Source organism: Gallibacterium trehalosifermentans (assembly GCF_042433055.1).
In the GTDB taxonomy this organism is placed as follows: Bacteria; Pseudomonadota; Gammaproteobacteria; order Enterobacterales; family Pasteurellaceae; genus Gallibacterium; species Gallibacterium trehalosifermentans.
The window spans coordinates 60,285-72,919 of sequence record NZ_JBHLWB010000001.1 but is presented as its reverse complement, the minus strand read 5'-3'; the positions used below and the strand labels follow the sequence as shown (position 1 = coordinate 72,919).

Genomic DNA, 12,635 nt, shown 5'->3' with positions numbered 1-12,635 from the left:
ACCTTTTTACTCGTTATATCAAGGAATTAAATAATGAACAGCACAACTGCAAGCAAAACTTATCCTCTTTATCAAAATAGTTGGGTCATTCGTCAAAGCGATCCTGGTGAAGAAGGCGCAAGAAATCATTTATTTGAAACAGTTTCCATACAATTAGATGCTGTTTACGCTAATCAAACTTTCCATTATCAATTTACCCGAAAAGTTGAAGAGAGAATGGAATTCACGCAACAATTTTCTGATCTAGAAAGTTTATTTAAATTCTTAGGCGAATCTCTTGATCCCGTTTCACTAGGATTACTTGGCGTGAAAATTGGACAACTACAAACACAAGTTGCTGAATAAAATCATTAAAGATGAAGCTGTTCTTTGACAAACGGAATGGTTAACTTGCGTTGTGTTTGCAAAGAGGCTTTGTCTAATTTATCTAAAATTGAAAATAAATAAGTAAGATCACGATCTAAGCGACTTAATAAAAATTTTGCGACTTCATCTGGCAATTCCAAACCTCGATTACGAGCCGTTTGCTGCAACACAACAGCCTTTTTGTGATCCGATAATTCAGCTAATTGATAACTCTCTCCCCAACTTAAGCGAGAACGTAGATCAGGCAGAACAATATTTGACTGTTGCACTGGTTCATTTGCCGTTATTAATAATAACGTTTTTCCCGTTTCTTTAATCCGATTAAATAAATCAAAAATGCCAACTTCCCACTCAGCATTACTCGCAATCGCATCAATATCATCTAAACAAACTAAATCAAGTTCTTCAAGCGACTCCAAAATTTCTGGTGAAAAATAGTTAGTTTTCGTTAACGGAATATAAATGGAAGAACGTTCTTGCTGTAAAAATAGATTATTCGCCGCTTTTAAAATATGGGTTTTACCACTACTTTTTGTTCCCCAAAGATAGAAAAACGGCTGGCGCAAATGAACAAAATTTTCAAACAAGGAATTACATAACACTTGATTATTTTCTGAATCAAAATTCTCAAATGTTTCCTGATCAAATTCGTGAATAGGTAAAATATATTGATGCTGCAAAAAACAACCTAATGAGCAAAGAAAAAATTTGCTTATAAGCATAAAGAAAAACATCAGGTTGAGCAAGCTCTCGACCTGATGTTTTTAAATGTTAAGTCTTTATTTTTCTGCTTTTTGTTCTTTTGGCAAAATGAGATTGAGTAAAATTGCCACAATCGCACAAAGGCTAATGCCTTTTAGAGATACTTCACCAAAATTCACAAACATTCCGCCGATACCAAACGTCATCACTACTGAAATAATACAAAGGTTACGAGATTCAGTTACATCTACTTTGCCACGAATTAAAGTACTCATACCAACCACAGCAATAGACCCAAATACCAACATCATTATTCCTCCCATAACAATCGTTGGGATAGTTGATAAAAATGCGCCCACCTTGCCACAGAAAGAAATCGCTATCGCCCAGACAGCTGCCCAAGTCATAATCGTAGGGTTAAAGTTTCGTGTTAACATTACTGCCCCAGTAACTTCTGCATAAGTGGTATTTGGAGGTCCGCCCAAGAAAGAAGCCATCGAAGTTGCAACACCATCACCTAATAACGTACGGTGTAATCCAGGTTTTTGTAGAAAATCCTTACCTGTTACCGAACTAATCGCCATAATCCCCCCAACGTGTTCTACGGCTGGTGCTATCGCAATCGGCAACAAATATAGAATTGCTTCAAGTTTAAACTCAGGCGTAGTAATCGTTGGTAAACTAAACCACGGCGCATCATAGACAGGTTGTAAATTAATTAATCCCATAAAGGCACAGACAATATAACCAGTAGCAATACCAAACATAATTGGAATTAATTTCATAATTCCTTTCGCAAACACCGCTACACATAATGTGGTCAATAATGTAATCATTGACACAAGAATTGCTTGGTCATAACTGTAAGGACTGTTTTTCCCTAACGCCATATCTACTGCAACTGGCGCTAATCCCATTCCAATAATGATAATCACAGGACCAACTACAATAGGCGGAAAAACACGTTGTAAAGCTTCAACACCTTTAACTTTAACCAATGCACTTAAAGCGACATAAACTAACCCTGCACAGGCTAGACCACCCATCGTAACGGGTAATCCCCAAGTCGCAACACCGTATTGAATAGGTGCAATAAAAGCAAAAGAAGATGCTAAAAAAATCGGTACTTGGCGTTTAGTACACAGTTGAAATAAGAGTGTTCCAACCCCTGCCGTTAACAACGCTGTATTACTATCTAAGCCAGTAATTAGTGGTACTAAGACTAATGCCCCAAATGCCACAAATAGCATTTGCAATCCAACAAATGCTTGTTTAACTTTACTTTCTGCAATAAATTGAGTTTCTATACTCATAAATTAGTTTCACCTCTCTGGATAAATTAACTAAAAAAGATATTTGATCTTATCTTGTACCAAATATCTTATCGCCTGCATCACCTAAACCTGGAATGATATAACCATTTTCATTAAGGTGATCATCAATAGATGCCGTATAAAGCTCTACATCAGGGTGTGCATTTTGCAATGCTTTAATTCCCTCTGGAGCCGCTACTAGCACTAAAACTTTAATTTTTGGACATTGTGCTTTTTTTAGCAGATCAATAGTAGCAATCATTGAACCACCTGTGGCTAACATTGGATCAACAATAATCGCTAAACGCTCTTCCATATCTGGTGCTAATTTTTGGAAATAAGGTACTGGCTCTAAGGTTTCTTCATTACGATACATACCTACTACACTAATTCTTGCACTTGGAATATGCTCTAATACCCCTTCCATCATACCTAAACCAGCACGTAAAATTGGCACAACAGTAACTTTCTTCCCTTTAATACGTTCAACCTGTACTGGTCCACACCAGCCATCAATCGTTACCACTTCAGTTTCTAAATCAGCAGTAGCTTCATAAGTCAATAAACTACCGACTTCTGTTGCTAATTCACGGAAATGTTTTGTACTTACATCAGCTGCTCTCATCAAACCAAGTTTATGTTTTACAAGCGGATGTTTTACTTCAACGATTTTCATTTTGTTGCCCCTTAAAAATTTCAAAAAAATCGGGTGATTTTAAACTACCCATTCCGAAATAGCTAGCCTCAGAACTGAAAATCTGCACATAACCTAATCTAGCGCAAAATATTTCTTGCATTTGTTTGTGATCTGTATCGCAAACGATTGCTTAATCGTGTACAATTTGCGCCCGAATCGTGTTAAAACCGCCTAAGGAGCAAATGTGGACAAACAAACATTAAGTTATAAAGACGCTGGCGTTGATATTAATGCAGGCAATGAATTAGTTGAACGAATCAAACCTCACGTAAAACGCACCCGTCGTGCTGAAGTTATCGGCGGATTAGGTGGTTTTGGTGCATTATGTGCTATTCCTGCTAAATATAAAGAACCTATTCTTGTTTCTGGTACTGATGGTGTTGGCACAAAACTTCGTTTAGCGATTGACCTACATAAACATGACACCATTGGGATTGACTTAGTGGCTATGTGTGTGAATGATTTAATCGTACAAGGTGCTGAACCACTCTTTTTCTTAGATTATTACGCTACGGGAAAATTAGATGTTGATATTGCCAGTGATGTCATTAAAGGTATTGCTAATGGCTGTGAACAATCTGGTTGTGCTTTAATTGGTGGTGAAACAGCTGAAATGCCAGGTATGTATCACGCAAACGATTATGATCTCGCAGGCTTCTGTGTTGGTGTCGTTGAAAAAAATGAGATCATTGATGGTAGTGCTGTTCGTGTTGGTGATGCACTAATTGCATTAGGTTCTTCTGGACCTCACTCTAATGGTTATTCATTAATCCGCAAAATTATTGAAGTTGCCAATATCTCTCCAGCAGAAACATTATTAGAAGGTAAACCGTTAGCAGAACACTTGCTTGCACCAACCAAAATTTATGTCAAATCTATTCTTCCATTACTCAAACACGTAGATGTCCATGCTATTGCCCATTTAACAGGTGGCGGTTTCTGGGAAAATATTCCGCGAGTATTGCCAGATCACGTACGCGCAGTTATTAATGAAGCTAGTTGGCAATGGCCAGCTGTTTTCCGTTGGTTACAAGAAAATGGCAATGTCGATACCTATGAAATGTACCGTACTTTCAACTGTGGTGTTGGTATCATCATCGCATTACCACAAGAAGATGTGGAAACCGCACTAGCATTATTAGCTCAAACTGGTGAAAAAGCGTGGGTGATTGGTCAAATTGAACATCTTGATCCAGAAGAAACGCAACAAGTGATTATTCGCTAATGAAAAAAAGAATTGCTGTTTTAATTTCAGGTGAAGGACAAACGTTACAGGCAATCATCAACGCTTGTAACGTTGGTCGGCTTAATGCAGATATCGTTACCGTCATCAGTAATAAATCTGGTGTTTATGGTTTGCAACGTGCGACTGAGGCAAATATTCCAACGCATGTCTTTTTGCGGAAAAATTTTACTGATAACCAGCAGATGGATTCTGCTATCGGAGATCTCTTAGCACAATATCAAGTCGATTTAATTGTCCTTGCTGGCTATATGAAAATCCTTACGCCTGAATTTACCCAGCGCTTTGCGGGTAACATTCTTAACATTCACCCGTCGTTGTTACCAAAATATCCTGGATTACATACTTATCAACGCGTCTTAGAAAATCAGGATACGGAACATGGTTTTAGCGTGCATTTTGTCAATGAGGAAATGGACGGTGGGCAAGTAGTGTTTCAATTTAAATTACCCATTTTGCCAGATGATACAGAAGAGAGCTTGTCCACTCGTGTGAAACATTATGAACAGCGCTACTACCCTGAGGTAATTGGTTGGTTTGTTGATCAACGTTTGACATTTCGTGATCAAGCCTATTTTGATAATCAACCGTTACTCACACCAATTATCAAAACCTTAATCGATGTAGAATAATGCAATTATTGAATTTGTTGACAACATCATATTTATTAATTTGGAATTTATTTTTTCACTCAAATTAAGATTTAGGTTTCGCCCTAAAGGGCGACTCCATTTTCTTTGCTCGCCCAAAGAAAATGGAGGAAAAGAAAAGGCGCCCTAGCTCCTTGCTACTCCTCATTTCGTCAAGATTTTCCGAGCGGCAAAAAACTGATATTTTTCTGCGAAAAATTAGACGTTTTTTGCCTGAAAATCTTTCCTGCATTCGGGCAAGTCGCAAGGGAACCCATTTGAATATTTTATAAAGATCTTCCTTAAATATAGGTTCGTCAACAAACTAGAATTCTGCATAATTTATAAAGTATCCTATCGCGCCACAACAATGCTCATCAATAAACACTAATGGGATTCGTGTTCGCTGCCAAGCTGGCACATTTAATTTTTGCCACACTTTTTTGATCTCTGTTTTAGTGGAGTGAGCACTAATTTGTACGCTTTTGGAATAGTGAAAACGGATAGTCAGTTGTTGATAATTTTCTGGTAATTTTATGGATAATTGATGTTGTTGCCATGCAAATACGGCAAATTGTTGCGCTTGTTGACAGCTTACTTCACCTAAATGATCGGGTAGCTCAATCACTTCATCTAATTGAATTGGCAATATATAGTCTCGTAAATTCTGATAAAGTGGCGTTAGGTACAATTTATGTTGAAAACGTCGTACCACTCGCGCATTTAACTGTAATTCTGGCTGCCGATCTGCCTCGGCATTCACTACTTCATTTAATAATACCTCTAACTGTGTTTGGCTTGGCATAGGTTGCTGTAAATGCGCTAGCCATAAGCGCAATAATTGACGCTGTTTACTGATAGAATAAGAAGAAAAGTGATCTAACGTAAAGCTCCCATCTGCGGCTAAATGCGTTAAAAAAATCGGCGTTAATAACTCTTGCAACAACTGTTCCTGCTCGGCACATAATTGTGCAGAACGTGCTACGGCTTGATCAAAATGTTGCCAACGCTGTTTCAATACTGGCAAGACTTGTTTACGCAAAAAATTCCGCTCATAACGAGTATCATCATTACTTTCATCAAAAATGGTTATTAATTGATGTTCTGTAATATATTGTGCTAATGCTGTGCGGGATACCGTCAACAAAGGACGAAAAATAGGTACAGAAAAAAGTGTCGTCTGCACGGGCATTGCCGCTAAACCTTTCACCCCACTGCCTCGTTTTAAGGCTAACAAGAAAGTTTCACATTGATCATCTAAATGGTGTGCGGTAACTAAAACTTCATTTGGTTGTAATACTTGTTGAATCGCTTGATAGCGTGCAGCTCTTGCTTCTGCTTCAATATTACAAGTTCCATTCAGCAAAACTTTTTGGCTTATAAAAGGTATTTGCCATTCCGAACAAATCTGCTCACAGTGCTGTAACCAATCATCAGCATTTTTACTCAAGCCATGATGAATATGGATTGCTCGAACGGGAATATTTTTACTTTGACGTAATTGTGCGAACAAATGCAGTAAAGCAGTGGAATCTACACCACCACTAAAACCAATTAAAAACGCCTTGTTCTGCAAGGCGTTTTCTGCAATTTGTTGAATTAAGACATCTAATAGATGATTCATTAAGCAATTTTTACCGCTTGATATTGGCTAATTGGCGTTACAATATAATTCCTTGCTGGAATAATTTGTAATTCATATTTCTGTGATTCTTTGGTTACAGTCATTACATCATTAACCGCATTAGCCGTATGCTCAAATGCTTCCACTTCTGACTTACCATTTAATAAGTTAGCCAAGAAAATCGCACTTGTCATATCACCCACACCAACAGGATCGCGACCAACAAATTCATGTAATGGACGACTGATGTGCCACATACCTTGCTGATTCGCTAACACCATTTCAAATTTATTTGCATCTTGCCCAACTTTGCTAAGATGTTTCACTAATACCGTTTTTGGTCCTTTCGTTAAAATCGCTTCGATTGCCGCTAAGGCTTGTGAAAAGTTTTCTACGGTTAACCCTGTTAATTCCCGTAACTCCACTAAATTTGGTGCAATAATATCTGCCTGACTCATTGCATCATTTACCAAAAATTCAGCAACACCAGGTGCAACCACACACCCTTTATCTGGGTGTCCCATAACAGGATCACAGAAATAGATCGCTTTTGGATTGGCTTTTTTGACGGCATTGACGGTATTTAAAATTTCTTGTCCTTGCTCTGCCGCCCCAATATAACCTGATAACACCGCATCACATTCTGCTAATGCGCCAATATCCATAATTCCTTGGGTAATTTCGGCAATTTGTTCTTTAGGGATCACCATGCCTTTCCAGCGTTGATACTGAGTATGATTTGAGAATTGCACGGTATTTAATGCCCATGCGTCTACGCCAAGCAACTGCATAGGGAGTATAGCTGCTTTATTACCTGCATAGCCATAAACAACATGCGATTGTATTGATAACACATTTTTCATAATAACGTCCTATTAACAATAACCGTAACTCATCAATCGTTGATAACGGCGATCAAGTAATTCTTCATCACCTAATAATGCCAATTCATCTAGATCTGTTTTAATTTGTGTTTTTAAATTTTCAGCCATTTGTTCAAGATTACGATGCGCACCACCTAATGGCTCTTCCACAATACTATCAATTAATGATAGCTTTTTCAGACGATCTGCTGTTAAGCCCATGACTTCAGCAGCAGTTGACGCTTTATCAGCTTTTTTCCATAAAATAGAGGCACAACCCTCAGGAGAAATCACCGAGTAAGTGCTGTATTGCAACATATTCACTTTATCGCCAACCCCAATCGCTAATGCACCACCTGAACCACCCTCGCCAATCACAGTACAAATAATCGGCACTTTTAGCATCGACATTTCACGCAAATTACGTGCAATCGCTTCCGATTGACCTCGCTCTTCTGCCCCAACACCAGGATAGGCACCTGGTGTATCAATAAAAGTGATAATTGGCATATTAAAGCGCTCTGCCATTTGCATTAAACGCAATGCTTTACGATAACCTTCTGGAGCAGGCATACCAAAATTACGCATCACTTTTTCTTTGACCGTACGCCCTTTTTGATGCCCAATCACCATCACAGGACGATCATCTAAACGCGCAATTCCCCCAATAATTGCTTTATCATCAGCAAAAGCTCTATCACCAGCTAACTCTTCAAACTCAGTAAAAATGTGTTGAATATAATCAAGGGTATAAGGACGTTGCGGATGACGAGCCATTTGTGAAACTTGCCAAGCCGTTAAATCAGCAAAAGTCTTTTTCGTTAATTCTTCACTTTTCTTCTTTAATCTAGCAATTTCTTCGTCAAGATTGATTTTATCATCTTGCCCAGATACCGCACGTAGTGAGTCAATTTTTGCCTCTAGTTCGGCAATCGGTAATTCAAAATCTAAAAAATCTTGATTCATACAGTTCCTTTTTCTTGTTAATACATTTGCGACAAAATAACTTGTCTATTCTATGCTTTTTTTTACTGAATTGCAGTGTTTTTCTCCAGTGGTAACCGCTTTACGATTAATTGATGCAAAAAATGTTGCCAACAAAGGACCTGAAATATTATGCCAAAAACTGAACACTGCACTTGGTACTGCCGCTAATGGATTAAAATAGGTTGTTGCTAAGGCTGCCCCTAACCCAGAATTTTGCATACCGACTTCAATCGCAATCGCTTTGCTATCGGCTAAATTTAATTTAAATAGTTTTGCAACAACGAAACCTAATAAATAGCCAAAAGCATTATGCAATACCACTACCAAGAAAATAAATAACCCCGATTCGATAATTTTATCTTTACTCACCGCAACCACTGCTGCCAAAATCAACACGATGGCAATCACGGAGACTAATGGTGTACAAGTCCCCAGTTTCACCATTTGTTTTGTTAACAGCGTTCTTGCCACTACTCCTAAAAATACTGGAAATAAGACAATTTTCAGCACAGAAATAAACATTGCATAAGCATTAATATCTAGCCATTGACTCGCGAGCACATAAAAAACGACTGGCGTTAAAAACGGTGCTAATAATGTGGATACTGAAGTACAAGCAACTGATAGTGCAGTATTGCCTTTTGCTAAATAGGTCATCACATTTGAAGAAGTCCCACCTGGACACGCCCCCACTAAAATTACGCCAACGGCTAAATCAGGTGGTAAATTAAAGCCTTTTGCAAGTACATAGGCAATTCCAGGCATAACAACAAACTGAGCCACTACACCAATAAACACGGCTTTAGGGTGTTTTACCACTTCGCTAAAATCTTGTACGGTTAATGTAATTCCCATACCAAACATCACGATCCCTAATAAATAAGGAATGTATCCCACTAAGCCCGCAAAATAACTTGGAAATTGATAAGCAAGAAAAGCAAACAATAATACCCAAATAGAGAATGTTTTCCCTGCGACAACACTGATTTTCTGTAATATTTGCATCATATTATCCTTAACAATAGCGATAAATTTATTCGTTGACAAAAGCATATTGATGTTTTGCTCGTTATCTAGAAGATCCAATTATTTCAACTCACCAACAAAATAGATAACGTGAGCTAAAGCATCAACATACCTTATAAAAGGATTAGAATTTACCGCGTTATAAGAAATTTTCAATCCATTTATCTATTTTTACCAAAAGAAAAGGCGAGAAATCCTTTCCTCGCCCTCTTACTGCAAATTTACTTTCTACTCTACTCGGACCGCAACATATATCTGATGCTGACCTGTGTTGCATAATAACAAATAGCTTTCACTTGTCAATAATAATTATTCTCATTTACAAAACTATTCACCAGATACTTTCATCTGTTCTATTAAGATTGAACCTGTGCGGATATTGGAACGTTGCTCGACATCATCTGCTACCGCAACAATCTGTTGCAACATTTCAGGAAGCTGTCCAGCAATCGTAATTTCTGCGACTGGAAACTGAATTTGTCCATTTTCTACCCAAAAACCTGCTGCGCCACGCGAATAATCGCCTGTTACTAAATTTACGCCTTGCCCCATTAATTCAGTAACCAATAATCCGCGATCCATTTGCTTTAATAAGGCGTCTAGTCCACCAGTGCAATTTGCTTTTACCAGCCAATTATGAATCCCACCCGCATGACCAGTCGTTTGCATACCAAGTTTTTTCGCACTGTATGACGTTAATAAATACGTTTGTAATACGCCATCAACAATGATCTCTTGATCTTGCGTTTTAACCCCCTCACTATCAAATGGTGTTGAAGCTAATTGCCCTAACAAATGTGGACGTTCGCTAATCTGAAACCAAGATGGTAAAACTTGATGCCCTAATTTATCCAATAAAAACGAAGAGTTACGATATAACGCTCCTCCGCTAATCGCCGAAGCAAGATGCCCCATAATTCCCGTTGCAACATCATTTAAAAAGATAACTGGCACTTGTAACGTCGTTAATTTTTGTGGGTTAAGGCGAGCTAATGTTTTCTTGGCACAATGTTCCCCCACCCATGCAGCCGATTGTAAATCAGCAAAATTTCTTGCAATGGTGTATTCATAATCACGTTCTAAGGCTTGATCTTGTTCAGCAATAACACTACAAGATAATGAGTAACGTGAAGATAAATAACTATTTAACACACCGTGCGTATTTCCATAGACACGAATACCTTCGCTTGAATGAAAACTTGCCCCATCACTATTGACAATTTTGGCATCATAACCTAATGCTGTCGTTTCTGCCGATAATGCCAACTCAACAGCTTGATCCACTGAAATATCTGCTGGGTGATAAAGCTGTAAATCTGGTGGCGAAAATGCCATTAACTCTTTTGGCGCTAACCCTGTACAAGGATCTTCTGAAGTATATTTTGCAATAGATAATGCAGATTCTACCGTACGTGTAATCGCCTCTTGACTTAAATCTGAAGTAGAGGCATTCCCCTTTTTATTACCGAGATAAACCGAAATGCCTAACGCCCCATCATTATTAAATTCTAAATTCTCAATCTCTTTTAAACGGGTGGATACACTTAACCCCGCCACTTTTGTCATTCCAACTTCTGCGGTGGCGCCTGCTTTTGCTGCTAGTGATAACGCGTATTCCGCAGCATCACACAGATGTTGCTGTTGTTGTTTAAGCTCATTTTTTTTCTGTGATGTCATTTCACTTCTCTCTTTCACATTTTTAGCAATAAAAAAGGATTATATAAAAATTTTTAGAACTTCTGCTAGAATGTACGGCTATATTTCATGTGATAACAGACAGGAACTATTAATTATGCGATTTAAAGATAAAGAGTTTGAATGGAAAGAAGAAGAGGAAGAAGAGATCATCTGGGTCAGCAAAAGTGAGATTAAACGTGATGCCGAACAATTAAAACAATTAGGGCAAAAAATCGTTGAGCTATCAGACAATGCGCTAGCACAAATTCCTTTAGATGAACAACTTGCTGATGCCATTCAACTGGCAAGAAGGCTTTCTCGTGAAAGTTATCGTCGCCAAATGCAATTTATCGGTAAATTATTGCGTCAACGTGATATTGAACCGATTCAATCCGCATTAGATAAAATTGAGAACAAACATAATCAACAACAACTCTTATTACACAAAATAGAAGCCTATCGTGAAGCTTTATTAGCTAATGGTGATCAAACCATTACTGAATTATTGCAGGACTACCCAACACTAGAACGGCAAAAATTAAGAGCATTAATTCGCAATGCGCAAAAAGAGAAAGAAAAAAATAGTCCACCAAAGGCTTATCGCGAGATTTATCAATATCTTAAAGAGCATATTTTAGATACGTAGTTTTCTACTATCAAAAAATAAAGATGCTTTCTTTCAAAAATTTTGTTAACATTTTGACCGTTTTTAGTACTTAATACGAAACTATTTATTAACATTATTTAACAATAAAGAGGAATACAATTATGGCTTTTAAATTACCTGAGTTAGGTTACGCTTACGATGCTTTAGAACCGCATTTTGATGCGTTAACAATGGAAATCCACCACAGCAAACACCACCAAGCATACGTTAATAATGCAAATGCAGTGTTAGAGGGGTTATCTCAAGAATTACAAGATATGTGTGCAGGTCAACTTTCTGCTAATTTAGATAAAGTTCCCGCAGCAAATGTTACCGCATTACGCAACAATGCAGGTGGTCATTTTAACCACTCTCTTTTCTGGAAATCATTGAAAAAAGGGACAACTTTACAAGGTAAATTAAAAGACGCTATCGAACGTGATTTCGGTTCTGTTGATGCGTTCAAAGCTGAATTTGAAAAAGCTGCAGCAACTCGTTTTGGGTCAGGTTGGGCTTGGTTAGTGGTGAAAGAGGGTAAATTAGCAGTTGTTTCGACTGCAAACCAAGATAACCCATTAATGGGCAAAGAAATTGCTGGTTGTGAAGGTTTCCCACTTGTTGGTCTTGATGTTTGGGAACACGCTTATTACTTAAAATTCCAAAACCGTCGTCCAGACTACATTAAAGAATTCTGGAACGTAGTAAACTGGGATTTCGTTGCACAACGCTATGAAGAACATTTAGCAAAATAATGTACAAGAATCCTATAAAGCCGCACCAAGCGGCTTTTTTCTTCTCTAGATTTCTCTATTTTTTTATTTTTTCGATCTTGCTCACAAAACAGTCTCAAAATAAAAGACTG

At 37.9% G+C, this 12,635-nt stretch carries 13 protein-coding genes; 5 read left to right on the top strand and 8 right to left on the bottom strand.

What is annotated here, in order from left to right:
* The first annotated feature begins 33 nt into the window (after positions 1–33).
* Entirely contained in the window at positions 34–345 is a 312-nt protein-coding gene (locus tag ACFFHK_RS00375) for a DUF5377 family protein (protein WP_382367625.1), read from the top strand.
* Between the two features lie 5 nt (positions 346–350).
* Here ACFFHK_RS00375 and hda read toward each other — a convergent pair whose 3' ends face one another.
* The 3 genes from hda to upp are packed head-to-tail and all read right to left on the bottom strand — an operon-like array spanning position 351 to position 3,057.
* Complete coding sequence (hda, locus tag ACFFHK_RS00370; RefSeq protein WP_382367622.1) at positions 351–1,088, bottom strand: DnaA inactivator Hda; 738 nt, start codon at positions 1,086–1,088, stop codon at positions 351–353.
* Between the two features lie 57 nt (positions 1,089–1,145).
* Complete coding sequence (locus ACFFHK_RS00365) at positions 1,146–2,381, bottom strand: nucleobase:cation symporter-2 family protein (RefSeq protein WP_382367619.1); 1,236 nt, start codon at positions 2,379–2,381, stop codon at positions 1,146–1,148.
* Between the two features lie 49 nt (positions 2,382–2,430).
* Positions 2,431–3,057: a uracil phosphoribosyltransferase gene (gene upp / locus ACFFHK_RS00360; RefSeq protein ID WP_382367616.1), complete on the bottom strand. Its 627-nt coding sequence runs from the start codon at positions 3,055–3,057 to the stop codon at positions 2,431–2,433.
* A gap of 205 nt (positions 3,058–3,262) precedes the next feature.
* Here upp and purM point away from each other — a divergent pair, with 205 nt between their 5' ends.
* Together purM and purN are read left to right on the top strand one after the other, a co-directional pair.
* Complete coding sequence (gene purM / locus ACFFHK_RS00355; RefSeq protein ID WP_382367613.1) at positions 3,263–4,303, top strand: phosphoribosylformylglycinamidine cyclo-ligase; 1,041 nt, start codon at positions 3,263–3,265, stop codon at positions 4,301–4,303.
* Complete coding sequence (gene purN, locus ACFFHK_RS00350; RefSeq protein ID WP_382367610.1) at positions 4,303–4,953, top strand: phosphoribosylglycinamide formyltransferase; 651 nt, start codon at positions 4,303–4,305, stop codon at positions 4,951–4,953. Before purM ends, purN begins: the two co-directional genes overlap by 1 nt.
* 322 nt (positions 4,954–5,275) lie before the next feature.
* Here the strand turns inward: purN and tilS are convergent, their stop codons facing one another.
* From tilS to pmbA, 5 genes are all read right to left on the bottom strand, one after another.
* Positions 5,276–6,574 carry a tRNA lysidine(34) synthetase TilS gene (gene tilS / locus ACFFHK_RS00345; protein WP_382367607.1) on the bottom strand — a complete coding sequence of 433 codons (1,299 nt, stop codon included), beginning with the start codon at positions 6,572–6,574 and terminating at the stop codon, positions 5,276–5,278.
* The gene (pdxY, locus tag ACFFHK_RS00340) at positions 6,574–7,437 is read right to left on the bottom strand and encodes a pyridoxal kinase PdxY (RefSeq protein WP_382367604.1); all 864 of its coding nucleotides are present in this window, start codon (positions 7,435–7,437) and stop codon (positions 6,574–6,576) included. Before pdxY ends, tilS begins: the two co-directional genes overlap by 1 nt.
* A gap of 12 nt (positions 7,438–7,449) precedes the next feature.
* A complete protein-coding gene (gene accA, locus ACFFHK_RS00335) occupies positions 7,450–8,403 on the bottom strand; it encodes an acetyl-CoA carboxylase carboxyl transferase subunit alpha (protein ID WP_382367601.1) in 954 nt (317 codons plus the stop codon).
* Between the two features lie 45 nt (positions 8,404–8,448).
* Positions 8,449–9,429: a bile acid:sodium symporter family protein gene (locus ACFFHK_RS00330; RefSeq protein ID WP_382368892.1), complete on the bottom strand. Its 981-nt coding sequence runs from the start codon at positions 9,427–9,429 to the stop codon at positions 8,449–8,451.
* A gap of 348 nt (positions 9,430–9,777) precedes the next feature.
* Entirely contained in the window at positions 9,778–11,127 is a 1,350-nt protein-coding gene (gene pmbA / locus ACFFHK_RS00325) for a metalloprotease PmbA (protein WP_382367598.1), read from the bottom strand.
* Positions 11,128–11,242: 115 nt separating this feature from the next.
* On the opposite strand from pmbA, the gene yjgA reads away from it, so the two are divergent.
* Positions 11,243–11,773, top strand: a complete 531-nt coding sequence (yjgA, locus tag ACFFHK_RS00320) for a ribosome biogenesis factor YjgA (protein WP_382367595.1) — start codon at positions 11,243–11,245, stop codon at positions 11,771–11,773.
* A 122-nt stretch (positions 11,774–11,895) separates the two neighbouring features.
* Entirely contained in the window at positions 11,896–12,525 is a 630-nt protein-coding gene (gene sodA / locus ACFFHK_RS00315; protein WP_382367592.1) for a superoxide dismutase [Mn], read from the top strand.
* Positions 12,526–12,635 lie beyond the last annotated feature (110 nt).